The sequence below is a fragment of the Streptomyces sp. B21-083 genome, from assembly GCF_036898825.1.
GTDB lineage: Bacteria > Actinomycetota > Actinomycetes > Streptomycetales > Streptomycetaceae > Streptomyces.
In genome coordinates, this window is sequence record NZ_JARUND010000001.1 from 3,839,449 (window position 1) to 3,856,408 (window position 16,960).

14 protein-coding genes are annotated in these 16,960 nt (G+C 70.4%); 7 read left to right on the forward strand and 7 right to left on the reverse strand.

The window, feature by feature from the left end; all coding sequences use genetic code 11:
• The first annotated feature begins 96 nt into the window (after positions 1 to 96).
• Positions 97 to 672 (forward strand): GNAT family N-acetyltransferase, encoded by a 576-nt coding sequence (locus QA861_RS17165; protein WP_334589192.1) that lies wholly within the window; start codon positions 97 to 99, stop codon positions 670 to 672.
• Between the two features lie 298 nt (positions 673 to 970).
• On the forward strand, positions 971 to 2,167 hold the full coding sequence (locus tag QA861_RS17170) for a winged helix-turn-helix domain-containing protein (RefSeq protein WP_334589193.1): 1,197 nt from the start codon (positions 971 to 973) through the stop codon (positions 2,165 to 2,167).
• 16 nt (positions 2,168 to 2,183) lie between these two features.
• Here the strand turns inward: QA861_RS17170 and QA861_RS17175 are convergent, their stop codons facing one another.
• From QA861_RS17175 to mtnA, 7 genes are all read right to left on the reverse strand, one after another.
• On the reverse strand, positions 2,184 to 2,930 hold the full coding sequence (locus tag QA861_RS17175; RefSeq protein WP_334589194.1) for a response regulator: 747 nt from the start codon (positions 2,928 to 2,930) through the stop codon (positions 2,184 to 2,186).
• 205 nt (positions 2,931 to 3,135) lie between these two features.
• Positions 3,136 to 3,834 carry a ribosome hibernation-promoting factor, HPF/YfiA family gene (gene hpf, locus QA861_RS17180; protein WP_006377448.1) on the reverse strand — a complete coding sequence of 233 codons (699 nt, stop codon included), beginning with the start codon at positions 3,832 to 3,834 and terminating at the stop codon, positions 3,136 to 3,138.
• Between the two features lie 315 nt (positions 3,835 to 4,149).
• Complete coding sequence (locus QA861_RS17185; RefSeq protein WP_334589195.1) at positions 4,150 to 5,049, reverse strand: ComF family protein; 900 nt, start codon at positions 5,047 to 5,049, stop codon at positions 4,150 to 4,152.
• Between the two features lie 233 nt (positions 5,050 to 5,282).
• Positions 5,283 to 7,232: an LpqB family beta-propeller domain-containing protein gene (locus QA861_RS17190; protein WP_443041498.1), complete on the reverse strand. Its 1,950-nt coding sequence runs from the start codon at positions 7,230 to 7,232 to the stop codon at positions 5,283 to 5,285.
• Positions 7,201 to 9,273 (reverse strand): MtrAB system histidine kinase MtrB, encoded by a 2,073-nt coding sequence (gene mtrB / locus QA861_RS17195; RefSeq protein ID WP_334589197.1) that lies wholly within the window; start codon positions 9,271 to 9,273, stop codon positions 7,201 to 7,203. Before mtrB ends, QA861_RS17190 begins: the two co-directional genes overlap by 32 nt.
• Before the next feature lies 1 nt (position 9,274).
• Entirely contained in the window at positions 9,275 to 9,964 is a 690-nt protein-coding gene (gene mtrA, locus QA861_RS17200) for a two-component system response regulator MtrA (protein WP_189148219.1), read from the reverse strand.
• An 8-nt stretch (positions 9,965 to 9,972) separates the two neighbouring features.
• Positions 9,973 to 11,118: an S-methyl-5-thioribose-1-phosphate isomerase gene (mtnA, locus tag QA861_RS17205; RefSeq protein ID WP_334589198.1), complete on the reverse strand. Its 1,146-nt coding sequence runs from the start codon at positions 11,116 to 11,118 to the stop codon at positions 9,973 to 9,975.
• 137 nt (positions 11,119 to 11,255) lie between these two features.
• Here mtnA and QA861_RS17210 point away from each other — a divergent pair, with 137 nt between their 5' ends.
• The 5 genes from QA861_RS17210 to QA861_RS17230 are packed head-to-tail and all read left to right on the forward strand — an operon-like array spanning position 11,256 to position 16,884.
• The gene (locus QA861_RS17210) at positions 11,256 to 12,596 is read left to right on the forward strand and encodes a hypothetical protein (protein ID WP_334589200.1); all 1,341 of its coding nucleotides are present in this window, start codon (positions 11,256 to 11,258) and stop codon (positions 12,594 to 12,596) included.
• Positions 12,597 to 12,600: 4 nt separating this feature from the next.
• Entirely contained in the window at positions 12,601 to 13,383 is a 783-nt protein-coding gene (locus QA861_RS17215; RefSeq protein WP_334589201.1) for a DUF4129 domain-containing protein, read from the forward strand.
• Entirely contained in the window at positions 13,380 to 14,585 is a 1,206-nt protein-coding gene (locus QA861_RS17220) for a DUF4350 domain-containing protein (RefSeq protein ID WP_334589202.1), read from the forward strand. Before QA861_RS17215 ends, QA861_RS17220 begins: the two co-directional genes overlap by 4 nt.
• A complete protein-coding gene (locus QA861_RS17225; protein ID WP_334590603.1) occupies positions 14,585 to 15,574 on the forward strand; it encodes an AAA family ATPase in 990 nt (329 codons plus the stop codon). Before QA861_RS17220 ends, QA861_RS17225 begins: the two co-directional genes overlap by 1 nt.
• Entirely contained in the window at positions 15,574 to 16,884 is a 1,311-nt protein-coding gene (locus tag QA861_RS17230; RefSeq protein WP_334589203.1) for a DUF58 domain-containing protein, read from the forward strand. Before QA861_RS17225 ends, QA861_RS17230 begins: the two co-directional genes overlap by 1 nt.
• The last annotated feature ends 76 nt before the right edge of the window (positions 16,885 to 16,960 follow it).

The following is a 16,960-nucleotide window of genomic DNA, read 5'->3' on the forward strand; positions in this document are numbered from 1 at the left end:
GCCGCGCCCCACCCACGAATTGCACGAATTGTGATCACGAACTCACGCACAGCAAAAGGGATGGCGCCCTCATCCCGCCCCGAGCAGAATCGGCCGATGGACCCCGTCACTCTCGCCACCGACCGTCTGCTCCTGCGCACGGTCGGCCCCCACGACACGGACGCCGTGTACGCCGCGGTGCAGGACCCCGACATCCAGCGCTGGACGACGATCCCGTCGCCCTACCTCCCCGAACACGCCCATGGCTTCACCTCCCAGCTGGTGCCCGACGGTTGGGCGGACGGCTCGATGTTCACGTTCGGCGTCTTCCTCCCCGAAGGGGAGGAACTGGTGGGCATGCTCGCCCTGACCATGCGCTCCCTGGGAGTGGCCGAGGTCGGCTTCTGGGCCGACAAGGCCCACCGGGGAAACGGCTACATCACCGAGGCCACGATCACCGCCTCCCGCTGGGCCTTCACCCACATGTCGGTGGACCGCGTGGAGTGGCGGGCGGAAGTAGGCAACACGGCGTCCCGGACAGCGGCGGAACGGGCCGGCTTCACCATGGAGGGCACCCTGCGCTCAGCGATCAACAACAAGGGAGTACGCCGAGACTGCTGGGTCGCTTCCCTACTCCCCTCAGACCTGGGCCTCCCTTCCTCGGCCCCATACCTCCCACTCCCCACCACCTGAGGACGAGACCCGCAACTCCAACCTGTCCGACGCCTGAGGACGAAGCCCGCATCTCCAGCCCGTCCGACGTACAAGGACGAGGCCCGCAACTCCAACCCGTCCGACGTACAAGGACGAGGCCCGCACCTCCAGCCCGTCCGGCGTTTGAGGACAAGGCCCGTTCAGGGCCGGCAGGGGGGTCTGGGGGCGCAGCCCCCAGGAACGGGATGGGACGGGTAGGGGCGGCGGGGGCGAACTCCCCACACCCCAACCCCCAGCTCACCCCCACTGTCAGTCCCACCCCCTATCGTGCGGAGACATGACGAGCAGCCCACCGCACCCCACCCCCCACACCAACCTCTCCGCCGACGAAGCCCGCCGCATCGCCCTACGCGCACAGGGCTTCCTGGGCACCCCCAACCGCAAGGCCGGCACTCGCGGCCTCCTCCGCCACCTGGGCGCGGTCCAGCTCGACACGATCTCCGTACTCGCCCGCTCCCACGAACTCATCCCGTACGCCCGCCTGGGCGCCATACCGCGCAAGAAAATCGAAGACGCCTACTGGAACCCGGCCCAGCCGAACCCCCATGCCTTCGAGTACTGGTCCCACGCCGCCTGCATCCTCCCCGTGGAGGAGTGGCCCCACTTCGCCTTCCGCCGCCGCGCCTACCGCTCCCGCCCCCAGTGGAACCACGACCTCCCGCCCGGCGTCTACGACCAGGTCATCGAACAGCTCCGCACGCAAGGCCCGCTCACAGCAACGGAGTTGGGCGGCGCTAAGCGCACCAGCGAATGGTGGGACTGGTCCGGCACCAAGGTCGCCGTCGAACGCGCCCTGATGTACGGCGAGGTGGTGTGCGTGGAGCGCCGAGGCTGGAAGCGGGTGTACGACCTGGCCGAGCGCGCCATCCCCGCCACACTGCTGCACGACGAGCTGAACGACGCCGAATGCCTGCGCCGCCTCGTCGGCCTCGCGGGCCAGTCCCTCGGCGTCGGGACCCGCGCGGACATCGCCGACTACCACCGCCTCAAGGCGGAGCAGGTCGACGCGGTGATCGCGGACTCGGGCCTGGTCCCCGTCACGGTCGAAGGCTGGGGCAAACCGGCCTGGGCCGACCCGGCAGCCCTGGAGACACCTGTACGAGGCCGCCACCGCACGACTCTGCTCTCCCCGTTCGACTCCCTGATTTGGGAACGGGCACGCACGGAACGGATCTTCGGTTTCACCCACCGCCTGGAGGCCTACGTCCCCAAGCCGAAGCGCGTGCACGGCTACTTCGCGATGCCGGTCCTCGCCGGCGGCCACCTCGTCGGCCGAGTGGACCCTGCCCGCGAGGGCAACACCCTGGTGGCCAGGCAGGTCACCCTGAACGGCCCGAAGGCGGTCCCGGCGGTGGTTCAGGCCCTGCTGGAGGCGGCGAGCTGGGTGAACTGCACGAACGTACGAGTGGAACGGGTGGACGCCCCGGACCTACGCGCCCCCCTCACCAGGGAACTGACCCAGGCCCTCGCATAACCGGTGACCGGTCGCTCTACCGGATCTCGAGGATCTTCTCCCGCATCGCGTAAACCACCGCCTCCATCCTGGAGTGCAGCTGCAGCTTCTCCAGGATGTTGCGCACATGGTTCTTCACGGTGTTCTCGGAGATGAACAACTCCTTGGCGATGTCACGGTTGTTCATGCCGGTGGCGACGAGCTTGAGCACTTCCAGTTCGCGCTCCGTGAGCCGGGGCGCCGGCACCAGTCGCCGCTCGTCCGTCCGCTGGATCATCGACTTGAATTCGGTGAGGAGTTTTGACGCCATCGAGGGGCTGATCTGCGACTGCCCGTCGGCCACCGCACGAATGGCCGTGGCCACCTCGTCCGTGGAGATCTCCTTGAGGAGATAGCCGGTCGCACCCGCCTTGATCGCCTCGTAGAGATCTGCTTCCTCATCGCTGATCGTCAACATGATGATCTTGGCGCTGGGCACGACCTCCTTGATGGAGGTGCACGCCTCGATCCCGCCGCGCTTCGGCATCCGTACGTCCATCAGGACGATGTCCGGCAACAGGTCGGCCGCCTTGTCGACAGCCTCCGCCCCGTCCCCGGCCTCGCCGACGACCTGGATGTCCTCCTCGGCCGCGAGCACGATCTCCAGTCCACGGCGGAAGAGCGCGTGGTCGTCCACGACAAGAACCCTGATCGGCTCCTTGCGCGAGGTGCCCGCGTCCGGGCCCATGCCGGTGACGCCGTCGTCGGCATCCTCGACCCGCATCGGTCCGAAGCTGTCCGCCATCGTTCCTCCCCCTGAAGGCTGTGGCCCGTGGTTCTGTGCCATCGCCAACCCAAGGCAACGGCCCACCGGTTGGACCGTTGCGGCCATGATTCCATGCCCGGGCGACAGTGCAGTGACAGAGCGGGCCCCGAAGGGGTCGTACACGGGTGCCCCTGGGGGCGCACACGCGCTCCAGGGGCACCCGCTCGGCTGTCACCGGGGGCGGTCAACCGCCCAGCGTGCCACCCGCCGCCGGGGAGTGCGTCTCCTGGTGGGCGACCATCGGGTCCGTGTTGAGGTGGATCACGCCGTAGTCGTAGGCGTGCCGCCGGTAGACGACGCTCGGTTCCTTGGTCTCGGAGTCGACGAACAGGTAGAAGTCGTGCCCGACCAGTTCCATCTCGTAGAGAGCCTGGTCGAGCGTCATCGGCGAGGCGACGTGGGTCTTCTCGCGGACGATGAGGGGGCCTTCGCCCTTCACTTCCAGCGAGCCGATCCTCTTGACGGGCACGCCGTCCGCGTCTTCCTCGTGGACGGGGTGACCGTTGCCGTTCAGCGTTGCCGCGTCCGGGACGTGGTCGGCGACCTCGGCGGCTGTCAGCCGGCCGGCGCCTCGGCGGGTGTAACGCTTGTCGTGCTGCTTGCGCAGCCGGGCCTCGAGCTTGTCCGCAGCGAGGTCGAGTGCCGCGTACGGGTCGCTTGCCGCTGCTTCCGCCCGGATCACCGGACCGCGGGAGTGGAGCGTGATCTCCACTCGGTCGGAGCGGTCGGCCTGCCGGGGGTTGGGCTCCTTGGACACCTCTACGTCGAGGCTGATCACCTTGCCGTCGAGCTTCTGGATTCTGTCCAGCTTCAACTTCTCGGCGACGTGCTTCCGGAACCGCTCGGGCACCTCGGTCTTGCGTCCCTTGACGACGATGTCCACGCAGAACTCCGTTCCCGGATCGCTCCGCTTCAGTGGCGAAGCGTCTCCCTTTCGCACCAGGCTCCGGTGTGCTCCGGAACCTCGGACTCGGTGACTTCCACCTCCTCCTCCCCCATGGGCAAGATCCCCACGCGGCAGGCCGGGGTGATTAAGCAAAACCCGCAGCACGGCATTCGGATTTTCGAGGTGTGGCCTGCGGCTTTCCCTCACAACCGAACATATCTCGCCCGGACGGATGCCGTCACCCTCTACTGCCGCGTACCTCCGTTCCAGTTAATTGGCCCTCTCACTACCTGCAACGATGCAAGTTCGCGGTCAGTTCCGGTTTATTTCGAAAGAATCAGGCGTCGCCGCGACCACAGCCGCGCAGATCATGCCTCCGAAGGTGCCAGGCGCCACCATTGCCGACACTCCTGACCTCCGCTCCACATCCACGGCCGTGACTCCCGTGCACCGCTGCACTCTGCCTTCCCGTCCCGCTTCCGAGTACACGGCATTTCTCACTCCTCTCACTTTTCCCACCTCTCCCGACCGTCCCGCCCCGTCCGCCCCTGCCGTCTCCCCGTACCCGACCGCTTCCCGCACGGCACGGGCGGCCTCGGCCAGCGAGGCTCCCGTCGTCATCAGGTCGTCGACCAGGACGACCGCACCCGCACCGGCCAGCAGCCGCCCGCCCCCGGCGGCCACGCTCAGGGCGCCCGCGAGATTGTCCAGCCGCTCCCGGGAGTTGAGGCCCGCCTGATCGGCCACCGCACGCCGCTGCCGCAATACCGCCAGCACCCGGGCCGACGTACCGGACCCGCGCAGCTCACCCGCCGCGGCGAGCGCGATACGCCGAGCCGGATCATGCCCCCGGTCCCGCACAGCCCGGCGCGCGGACGGTACAGGGACGAGCAGCACGCCCGTACCCTCGCGCAGAGCCCCGGCCGGCCCCGCCCGCACAGCTCCCGCCAGCGCCGTCCCGAGCGGACCCGCGAGTGCCAGCGCACCCCTTTCCTTGTGCGCGAGGAGTACCGCGCGCACCTCGTCCTTGTACCGGACCGCCGCGTGCACGACCGGCAGCCCGAGCGGCTCCGGCACCGGTCGCACCCTGCTGGACGCGGCCCCGTTCAGAGCGGCACGGCACTCCGGGCAGAGCACCGTACGCGGCCTTCCGCAGCCCCCGCACTCAGCCGGCAGCACCAGGTCGCCGAGATCCTGCCACCAGCCCCGCATGCCCACCACTGTGCCAACACCGGCACCACCCTGCCACCCCTGTGGAAAACGCCCTGTGGACAACTCCACGCCCCCCACGGACAGCACCCGAAAACACCGACGGCCCGCCGGACATCCGACGAGCCGTCCCCTCCACCACCCCACCCGGATCCACGGCCCAGCCCCGAGCCCCGAGCCCCGAAGACCATCGACCCGTTGATCCGTCGCGCCGTCGCCCCGAAAAGGCCGGCGACTCACCCTGGATACACCGGAGCCGACCCCTCCTTGACCAGCTTCTGCCACTTGGACCCGGACAGCAGCCGCACGATCCCGTCCTCCTCCGAGTACGCCACCAGCGGCATCCGCTCGTCCTCGGACGCGGCGATGCTCTTCACGCCGGTCAGCGCGGCCGGCGCCGACCCCACCGGCGTCGAGCCGTCGACCTGCACGTATCCCATCTGCTGAACACCGCCCTGCTCACGCCCCACCACCACGAGCCGACTGTCCCCGGCCCACGACATGGCGGTGACCTCCTCCAACTGCGGTGTCACGGAATGGAGTTCGAGGACCGACACGACCGACTGCTCCCCGGTCCGCTGCCCCTTCGTCTGCTGCGCCGTCGTCTTCTCCTGAGCCGACCCGCCCGACGTCTGCGCCGACCGCTCGTCCCGCTCGATCCGCCCGATGTACAGGGACCGCAGGCCGTCCTTCTCTACGATGAGCGCGATCCGCACCCCGTCGGCAGCCACCCGTACCGCTTCGACATGCCCGTCGAGCCCCGGCGTCCTCACCTCCAGCGGCTCGCCCGCCCCCTTCTCCAGGAACAGCAGCCGGGGCTTCTTGGGGTCGCGGTCGGCCACCCACAGGTCGCCGTCACCGTCCCAGCTGGGTGTGGTCAGACGGTCGGCCTTGGTGGTGCCCTGACTGGTCAGCACGGGCTCACCGAGCGACCCGCCCGACACCAGCGACCCGACGTAGAGCGAGGCCCCGTCCAGCGAGACCCCGGCCGCGCTGCCCTCGTCGCGCGAGACCGCCGCGGACCGCAGTTGCTTCTCGCCCTCGCCGAGCGCGCCCGGCACCGGCGTGACATCGGCGGCTGCTTCGAGACTGTCGCCCGCCACGCGTACGAGGCGGTGCTTGCCGTCGATGAAGTACTGGAACTCGGGGTGCTCCACCACACCACGCGCGGCGACGGTCGCGACCTGTTCCTTGCGCAGGACGCACAGCTGGGTGCCGTTGGCGCGCTGCAGCGCGACCTCGTCGACCCCCGTGGGGGTCAGGTCCTGCAGTGTGTAGAGGAGTTGGGCGGCCATCTCGGTGCACTTGGCGGACCCGACCCGGCTCGCCTTGTCGTTGAGCGGCACCGTCAACCGGTTCTGGTCGTCGGGGGTCAGCGAGGTGACGCCCTTCCTGAGCGCCGTACCGGTGGGGAAACTCGACCTGACGACCGGTCCCAGCCAGCGCGAGGGCCCCGCCAGCAGCGAACTCACCGTCTGCGTCATCGGGTCGACCTTCTTGCGGACATACACCGGATCCGCGACGGACACGGGCTGTCCGTTCGACTCCGTCGGCGTGTTCGACGCGAAGTAGTACTTGTTGACGGCCGTGTAGTTGCGCAGGAAGTCCGACTTGCCCATGACAATGCCCTGCGGCAGGTCGTCGATGCGCCACTGCCCGCTCTTCTTCTCACGCGTGAGGTGCAGCGTCTCCCGGTACTGCCCGTCGGCGGGATCGTACGACTGCCGGGAGTCCAGCGTGGCGAACCTGCCGCCGGTCAGCGTGGACGCGTAATCCTCGGAGTCGTCCCGGGTGCCATCGTGGACGGGATATGCCGTGGGCCCGCCGTCCAGCACCGTGGTCGACGCGTCGGGCCGCCATGTCTTCGCGGCATGTGCCGTCAGGTACTTGAGCGCGGTCTCATAGTGCGGATCGTCGCTGGTCAGCGCTTCCAGGAAGCCCTGGACGATCTGTCCGGGCGGCGCGTTCTCGTGCGGCGGCAGGGCGAAGACCCGTACCTGGGCGTCCTGCCTGGGCGTGGACTCGACTCCGCGCAGATCCCCGCTGTCGGGCATCGAGGCGCATCCGGCCAGCAGTACGGTGCCACAGGCGGCGTACACCACCGCGCGAACCGTTTCCCGCCGCCGACCGTCCCGCCGACCGTCCCGCTCGCGGTCAGGGCCCACGAAATGCCTCCCCTTGCTCATCCACCCGCTCCGACCCGGCCTCCGAGGACACCCCGTCCGAGGACTGCGGCTCCGTACCGGACATGCCGTCCCACCGCGCACCGCCGACCGGGCGCGGCACCACCCGGGAGCCGTTGCCGGGCAGCGCCGTGGGATCCGCCGTAGGGGCGACCGCCGCGAGGCGCGGCGCTATCGGCCGCTGTTCGGCCGCCGCCGTCCGCACCGGCACCGTGGCCAGCTTGTCGCCACCCGCGTGCGGCAGACCCGCGTCGTTGAGTCCCCGATGGCGGCGTGAGTCCTTGGGCTCCAGCGGTATCGGTGAGCCCCGCAGGGGCTCGTCGGCGGTGCGCGGCAGCGTCATCCGGAACTGCGAACCGCCACCCGGCTCACCCCACGCCTGCAGCCAGCCCCCGTGCAGCCGGGCGTCCTCCAGCGCGATGGACAGGCCGAGACCCGTACCGCCGGTGGTACGCGCGCGTGCCGGGTCGGCCCGCCAGAAACGGCTGAAGACCCGGGTCGCCTCACCGGGCTTGAGCCCGACCCCGTAGTCACGTACCGCCACCGCGACCGCACCGCCCGCGGCGGCCAGCTTCACGACGACGTCCTTGCCCTCGCCGTGCTCCACGGCGTTGACCACGAGGTTGCGCAGCACCCGCTCCACGCGCCGCGCGTCGGCCTCCGCCACCACGGGCTGCTGATCGCCGACGACCCGTACCGTCGTCCCCTTGCGCTCGGCCAGCGGCGCGGCACCGCTCACCACCCGCCGTACGACCTCCCTGAGGTCTATCGGCTCGGCCTCCAGTGCCGCTGCGCCGGCGTCGAACCGGCTGATCTCCAGCAGGTCCGCGAGCAGCGTCTCGAACCGGTCCAGCTGATCGGCGAGCAGTTCGGCCGACCGCGCGGTCACCGGATCGAAGTCCACGCGCGCGTCATGGATGACATCGGCGGCCATCCGTACGGTCGTCAGTGGCGTCCGCAGTTCGTGCGACACGTCGGACACGAACCGTCGCTGCATCCGCGACAGCTCCTCCAGCTGCTGGATCTTCAGCTGGAGATTCTGCGCCATCTTGTTGAAGGCCTCGCCGAGCCGCGCGATGTCGTCCTCACCGGTGACCTTCATCCGCTCCTGCAGCCGCCCGGCGGACAGCCGCTCGGCGATCCCCGCCGCCATCCGCACCGGCGTCACGACCTGCCGCACCACAAGCCAGGCGATAGCCCCCAGGAGTACGACGACGAACAGCCCGGCCGTCGCCAGCGTCCCCTTGACGAGGCTCAGCGACTTCTCCTCCTGGGTGAGCGGGAAGAGGTAATACAACTGGTACGGATCCCCGTTCGGGTCGTCGACCTGCTTGCCGATGACCAGCGCGGGCTGCGACTCACTGCCGTTGGTGTAGATGATGCGGGTATAGCTCTGGGCCATCAAGGGGCTGCTGTCGGCCCGCGCGCGCAGCGCGTCAGGCACGCTCGCCGTCGGGTCCACCCCGCCCGAGGCACGCGGCCCACGGCCGCTGCCACCGTCGTCGCCCGCCGGACCGACCGGAAGCGTCACGACGTCGAAGGCACCCTGGCCACCACTGGAGAGGGACTCCACCAGGTCACTCATCCACGGGATGAGGGTCTGCGCGGGACGACCGCCCGTGCCGGAACCGTCGTCCCCACTGGTGCTGGCCGCCGTGTCCGCGTTCTGCTTGGCCGCCGCGAACCCGCCCGCGGCCTGACTCTGCGACGCCTTCACCTTGGCGTCCAGGAGCCCGTTGCGCACCTGGCCGATGACGACGAAGCCGAGCAGCAGCACGACGCCGAGCGACATCAGCAGCGTCGTGGCCACGACCTTGAGCTGGATGTTGCGCCGCCACAGCCGCATGACCGGCAGCAGCGGCCGGCGCACCCAGCGCATGAACAACCGAAGGACCGGGCTGCCCTGGACACCGCCCTGGAGCAGCCCGCCCTCGAAGAACTGCCGCCAGCCGGAGCCGGCCCTGCTCACCCTCTGCCGCCCGACAGGCCGCCCCGCACGCCCCCCGGAACGCCCGGGGGGCGAAGCGGCACTGTCCCCGGACATGTCAGCTCGGTCCTGCCTTGTAACCGACGCCACGGACGGTCACCACGATCTCCGGCCGCTCCGGGTCCTTCTCGACCTTCGAGCGCAGCCGCTGCACATGGACGTTGACCAACCGGGTGTCCGCCGCGTGGCGGTACCCCCAGACCTGCTCCAGAAGCACCTCACGCGTGAACACCTGCCACGGCTTGCGCGCGAGCGCGACCAGCAGATCGAACTCCAGAGGCGTCAGCGCGATCGACTGCCCGTCCCGCTTCACGGAGTGGCCGGCGACATCGATGAGGAGGTCACCTATGGCCAACTGTTCGGGCGCCGGCTCCTCCGACCTCCGCAGCCGCGCCCGGATCCTGGCGACCAGCTCCTTCGGCTTGAACGGCTTCACGATGTAGTCATCGGCACCCGACTCCAGGCCCACGACGACGTCGACGGTGTCGCTCTTGGCCGTGAGCATCACGATCGGTACCCCGGACTCCGCCCTGATCAGGCGGCACACCTCGATACCGTCCCGGCCGGGAAGCATCAGGTCCAGGAGCACCAGGTCGGGCTTGGACTCACGGAAAGCGGCCAGCGCCTTGTCGCCGTCAGCTACGAAAGACGGCTCAAAACCTTCACCACGCAACACAATGCCGAGCATCTCGGCCAGTGCGGTGTCGTCATCGACGACAAGGACTCGTCCCTTCATAAACGACATCATCCCATTAACTAAATCGTTACCTGTCGTGACCTGTCACACAGCTCTGCCAGCGCCTCAGCCGTAACGGGCGACACAACGCCCGCTTCGGTGACGATCGCCGTCACCAACTCGGGAGGAGTCACATCGAACGCCGGGTTGTACGCCTGAGTCCCCAAGGGTGCCACCGGAATCCCCCCTCCCGCCTCCGCTCCCGGCACCGGCACCTGAGGCGCGGCGATTTCCGTCACCTCATGTCCGGCACGCTGTTCCACCTCTATGGACGCCCCGTCGGGGGTGTCCGGATCCACCGTGGTCACCGGCGCCACCACGATGAACGGCACGTGGTGGTACCGGGCCAGCACGGCGAGCGGATAGCTCCCCACCTTGTTCGCCACCGAACCGTCGGCCGCGATCCGATCGGCACCGATCAGTACCGCGTCCACCTCCCCGGCGGCGAACAGGGAGCCCGCCGCGTTGTCCGTGAGCAAGGTGTACGCCATTCCGCTGCGCGCCGCCTCATACGCTGTCAGGCGAGCACCTTGCAGCAACGGACGCGTTTCGTCCACCCAGAGCCTGCGCAGCCGCCCCGCCCGGTGCGCCGCCAACGCCACCGCGAACGCCGTCCCCTCCCCACCCGACACCAGCGACCCGGTGTTGCAGTGCGTGAGCACCCGGTGTCCGCCGCCGGGCAGCAGCTCGTCCAGCAGCGCCAGCCCGTGCACCGCCATCCGTGCGCTGGCCTCGGCGTCCTCCCTGTGCAGCACCCGAGCCGCGACCAGCGCCGCCCCGGCCGCCTGCTCCCGGTCACCGCTCCTCGCAAGCTCCGCCCGGTACGCGTCCCGCGCCCTGCGCACCCCGACAGCGAGGTTGACGGCGGTGGGCCGGGCCTGCGCCAGCCCGACGGCAGCCTCGTCCACGTCGAAGCCGCGCACGGCGGCGAGCGCGACACCGTACGCCCCCGCGATACCGAGCAGCGGCGCCCCACGCACAGCCAGCGAACGGATCGCCGCCACCAGCGCGGGCGCGTCCGTACAGACCAGCTCGACCTCCTCCGCCGGGAGTCTCGTCTGGTCGAGAAGGACCAGCACCGGGCCCTCGGGAGGTTCCTCCCAACGGATCGCCGGTATCTCGGTGGGCCGGTTGTCCTCGCGCAATTGCGCGTACTGATCAGCCATCCACCCAGTCTGCCCCCTGTCCGTCGGACAATTGAAGGAGCCCGGCCCATACAGGGGGCTGATCTCCCGCACGCTCCCCATGACACGATGGCTGCCAACCTGCCGCGAACGCGGACGGGCACCGTGAAGGAGCGACGATGAACGACACTCCGGGCTGGGCCTCGCCCGGATCTGCCCCCTCCGAAGGGCAGCAGCCCGGCGCGTCCGCCCCCGCCGACCGCCCCGGTCCCGCGGCACCCGCGGACCAGCCGCTCCCCGACCCGACCGGCTCCGGCCCGAAGTGGTCCCAGGAACAGCCTCCACCCGCCCAGTGGTCCGCGCCCACCGGCCCCCAGGGCCCCGGCCAGACCCCGCCTCCCGGCCCGGGCTGGGGCGGCCAACCCCCCGGCGGATACGGCGGCGGCCCGGGAGCCCCGGGAGGGTACGGCGGATACGGCCCGCCCGGCGGCCACCCCGGTTGGGGAGGTAACTGGGGCGGTCCCCCGCCCGCGGCCAAACCCGGCGTGATCCCGCTGCGCCCCCTCGGCGTCGGCGAGATCCTCGACGGAGCCGTCTCCACCATGCGCGCCTACTGGCGTACCGTGCTGGGCATTTCGCTCACCGTCGCGATCGTCACGGAGATCGTCGCCGTCCTCGTCCAGGGCTTCTTCCTGGACGACAGCACGAGCGTCGACACCCTCGACGGCTCCAGCGCGAGCCTCGACGAGGTGGGCCGCGCCATGGGGGACGCGATGCTCGGCTCCGGCGTCATCTTCGTGATCTCCCTGATCGGCACCGTCATCGCGACGGCACTGCTCACGACCGTGACCAGCCGCGCCGTGCTCGGCAAACCGGTCACCATCGGCGAGGCCTGGCGGGACGCCCGCCCGCAGATCCCGAAGCTCTTCGGCCTCATCTTCCTGCTGCTGCTCACCGTCGTCGTGGTCGTCACCGTCGGCATCGCACCGGGCGTCATCGTGGCCGTGTCCGCTTCGGAGGGCGGCGGTTTGGCACTCGCCGTGCTGGGCGGCCTCGGCGCGAGCCTCGTCGCGGCGTGGCTGATGATCCGCTTCTCCCTGGCCTCGCCGGCGCTGATGCTGGAGAAGCAGAGCATCGTGAAGTCGATCAGCCGTTCCGCGAAGCTCGTCAGCGGCTCGTGGTGGCGGGTCTTCGGCATCCAACTGCTCGCCTCGCTCATCGCGGGAATCGTCGCGGGCATCGTCGTCCTGCCGTTCACCTTCATCGCCGGAGCCCTCACCGGAGACGGCATCAGTGGCGTCATCGACGGCACGGGCAGCGTCGGCTGGACGTTCCTCGTCGTCAGCGGCATCGGCTCGGTGATCGGCTCCATGATCACCTTCCCCATCACCGCGGGCGTGACCGTGCTCCTGTACATCGACCAGCGCATCCGCCGCGAGGCCCTCGACCTCGACCTGGCCCGCGCCGCAGGCGTACAGAACAGCGGCTCCGGCGCCCCGGGCGCCACCCCAGGGAGCTGATGCGGTGAGCCTGACGGGGGGATTCCTCACCACGGTGCCGGCCCTGCCGCCCACCGCCGAAGCAGCCGTACGAGCACTGCTGCGCGCCGGCGACACCGCCGTACTGGCACTGGCGGCCGACAACCCGCCGGTGACGATCCCGCGTGACCCCGCTCGCGAGGCAGCCCGACGCGAGCTGTCCAAGCGCATGTACCACGAGAACGACCCAAGCCTGTTCCAACGGGCCATGGACGCCTTCTGGGACTGGCTCGACAAGGTGTTCAACGCGGCCTCGACCGCGACCCCAGGAGGAATGGTCGGACTGGTGGTCGTCCTCCTGGCCGTCGTCGCCGTGATCGGCGCCCTGTGGTGGCGCCTCGGCAGCCCGCGCACCGGCCCCACCTCGTCCGCCGCGCTCTTCGACGACCGCCCCCGCAGCGCCGCCGAACACCGAGCCGCCGCCGAGGCGCACGCCGTCCAGGGCCACTGGAACCACGCCGTCCAGGAGCGGATGCGTGCCGTCGTACGCTCCCTGGAGGAACGCGCGCTCCTCGATGCCCGCCCCGGCCGCACCGCCGACGAGGCAGCCGCCGAAGCGGGCCGCACCCTGCCGGCGCACACCGACCGCCTACGCACCGCGGCCCGCGACTTCGACGACGTGACATACGGCGGGCGCACCGCGACCCCCCAGATGTACCGCCGGCTCACCGAACTCGACGACGACCTGGAACGTACGAAACCGGCCCTCGCGAACATCAGCAGCGCCCCCAGCACGGCCCCCAGGTCCCACCAGGGAGCCGCCGGATGAGCATCGAGACCGCGCCCCTCCCCACCACCACGTCGACCTCGCCCACCGCCCGCCAGGTGTGGACCCGCGCGCGAGGCGTCGTCCTCGGCGTCGTCCTCCTCCTGGTGGGTGCCGTCACGCTCGCCGTGATCAACTCCGGCACCCGGCGCGGCGGCCTCGACCCTCGTTCCGCCGACCCCCGAGGCAGTCGCGCCGTCGCCACACTCCTCGCCGAACGAGGCGTGTCCACGCGCGTGGTCACCACCCTCGCCGAGGCGAGCACCGCGGCCGACGCGGACACGACGCTCCTACTCGCGGCCCCCGACCTGCTGACCGACCGTCAACAGAAGCAACTGCACACGACGACGGAGAGCTCCGGCGGGCGTACGATCCTGGTCGCCCCCAGCAGCCCGTCCGTCGAGACACTCGCCCCCGGCGTCACCGCCGACCGCGCGATGAGCTTCGACTCGAAGCTCTCCCCCCACTGCGACCTGCCCGCCGCGCGACGCGCGGGCACCGCCGACACGGGTGGCTTCCGCTACGACACCACCGCCCCCGGCGCCGACGCGTGCTACCCGAGCAACGGCCTGCCCACTCTCGTACGCGTCCCCGCGCCCACCGGGAACGGCGACACCGTCGTCCTCGGCGCACCCGACATCCTGTACAACGATCGTCTCGACGAGCACGGCAACGCCTCGCTCGCCCTCCAACTGCTCGGTTCCCGCCCCCACTTGGTCTGGTACCTCCCCTCGCTCTCCGACGACTCGCGCACCGGATCCGGTGAGCGCAGCCTGTTCGACCTGCTCCCTTCGGGCTGGGGCTGGGGCACCCTGCAACTCTTCTTCGCCGCAGCTCTGGCCGCCTTCTGGCGGGCACGCCGCTTCGGCCCCCTCGTACCCGAACGTCTCCCGGTGGCGATCCGCGCCTCCGAAACCATCGAAGGCCGCGCCCGCCTCTACCGCAAAACCAACGCCCGCGACCGCGCGGCAGCCGCTCTTCGCTCCACCACCCGCATTCGCCTCGCCCCCTTGGTAGGCGTCCCCGTGCCCCAGGCACACGCGCCCGAGGCCCTGCTCCCCGCTCTGTCCGCCCACCTCCACGACCACGGAGACGGACAGTCCCTGCACTCCCTCCTCTTCGGCCCGCCGCCCCGCGACGACGCCGCCCTCATCTCCCTCGCCGACCAACTCGACGCCCTCGAAAGAGAGGTACGCCGTCCATGATGGACCCGACCACTGACAACGCCGGGATCACCGGGAACCCGGACACCGCCCGGGCCTCCCTGGAAGCCCTGCGCGCCGAGATCGCCAAAGCCGTGGTCGGCCAGGACCCCGCCGTGACCGGCCTCGTCGTCGCCCTCCTCTGCCGCGGACACGTTCTCCTTGAAGGAGTCCCTGGAGTAGCCAAAACGTTGCTCGTCCGGGCCCTCGCATCCGCACTCGAACTCGACACCAAGCGCGTCCAGTTCACTCCGGACCTGATGCCGAGCGACATCACGGGCTCCCTCGTCTACGACACCCGCAGCGCGGAGTTCTCCTTCCAGCCGGGCCCGGTCTTCACCAACCTCCTCCTCGCGGACGAGATCAACCGCACGCCCCCGAAAACCCAGTCGTCCCTCCTGGAAGCCATGGAGGAACGCCAGGTCACGGTCGACGGCACCCCCCGCCCCCTCCCCGACCCGTTCCTGGTCGCGGCGACCCAGAACCCGGTCGAGTACGAGGGCACATATCCCCTCCCCGAAGCCCAGCTGGACCGTTTCCTCCTCAAGCTCACGATCCCCCTCCCCTCCCGCCAGGACGAGATCGACGTCCTGACCCGCCACGCCGAGGGCTTCAACCCGCGTGACCTGCGCGCCGCCGGCATACGCCCCGTGGCAGGCCCGGCCGACCTGGAAGCGGCCCGCACGGCCGTCGCCAAGACGACGATCTCCCCCGAGATCACCGCCTATGTGGTGGACATCTGCCGCGCCACCCGCGAATCCCCGTCCTTCACGCTCGGCGTCTCCCCCCGAGGCGCCACGGCCCTCCTCGCGACGTCCCGCGCCTGGGCCTGGCTGACAGGCCGCGACTACGTCATCCCCGACGACGTCAAGGCACTCGCCCTGCCCACCCTCCGCCACCGCGTGCAACTGCGACCAGAGGCCGAGATGGAGGGCGTGACGGCCGACTCGGTCATCAACGCGATCCTCGCCCACGTCCCCGTGCCGCGCTGATGCCACTCACCGGCCGCGCGGCCCTCGTGGCAGCCCTGGGCTCGATCCCCGTCGGCGTCTGGGGTCCGAGCTGGACGGGTTTCCTCGCCGTCAACGGCCCCCTGGCGATCGCCTGTGCCTGCGACTACGCCCTGGCCGCGCCCGTACGCCGCCTCGGCCTGAGCCGCTCCGGCGACACATCCGCACGCCTGGGCGAACCAGCGGACGTCACGCTCACCGTCACCAACCCCTCCGGCCGTCTGTTCCGCGCCCGTCTACGCGACGCCTGGCCGCCCAGCAGCTGGCAGTCCGGCACCGAGGTGGAGGCCTCCCGTCACCGCCTGACGGTCCCGGCCGGTGAACGCCGCCGTGTCATCACCCGTCTACGTCCCACCCGCCGAGGCGACCGTCAGGCCGACCGCGTCACCATCCGCTCGTACGGCCCTCTCGGCCTCTTCGCCCGCCAGGGCAGCCACCACGTTCCCTGGACGGTGCGCGTCCTCCCGCCTTTCACCAGCCGCAAGCACCTCCCCTCGAAGCTCGCCCGCCTGCGCGAACTCGACGGCCGCACCAGCGTCCTGACCCGCGGCGAAGGCACGGAATTCGACAGCCTGCGCGAGTACGTTCCCGGCGACGACACCCGTTCCATCGACTGGCGCGCCACCGCCCGCCAGACCACGGTCGCGGTACGCACCTGGCGCCCTGAACGCGACCGCCACATCCTCCTGGTCCTCGACACCGGCCGAACGTCGGCGGGCCGCGTGGGCGACGTCCCCCGCCTGGACGCCTCGATGGACGCGGCACTCCTCCTGGCAGCCCTGGCGTCCCGCGCGGGCGACCGCGTGGATCTCCTCGCGTACGACCGCCGGGTTCGCGCCCTGGTCCAGGGCCGCGCCGCAGGCGACGTGCTCCCGTCCCTGGTCAACGCGATGGCCACCGTGGAACCGGAGCTCCTCGAAACGGACGCCCGTGGACTCGCGGCGACCGCGCTCCGTACGGCCCCCAGACGCTCCCTGATCGTGCTGCTCACCAGCCTCGACACGGCCCCCGTCGAAGAGGGCCTGCTCCCGGTCCTCCCTCAACTGACCCAGCGCCACACCGTCCTCCTGGCCGCGGTGGCAGACCCGCACATCGCCACCATGGCGACAGCCCGAGGAAACACCGACGCGGTGTACGAGGCCGCAGCCGCCGCCCAGGCACAGGCGGAACGCCATCGAACCGCCGAACAACTCCGCCGCCACGGCGTCACGGTCGTCGACGCCACTCCAGATGCCCTGGCGCCGGCACTGGCGGACGCCTATCTGGCCCTGAAAGCTGCAGGACGCCTTTGAACTGCTGAATGGTGTCTCTCCTGCCAGTAGAGACACCATTTTCAATCAGCCATGAAACACCGTAAACGCAGAAAAG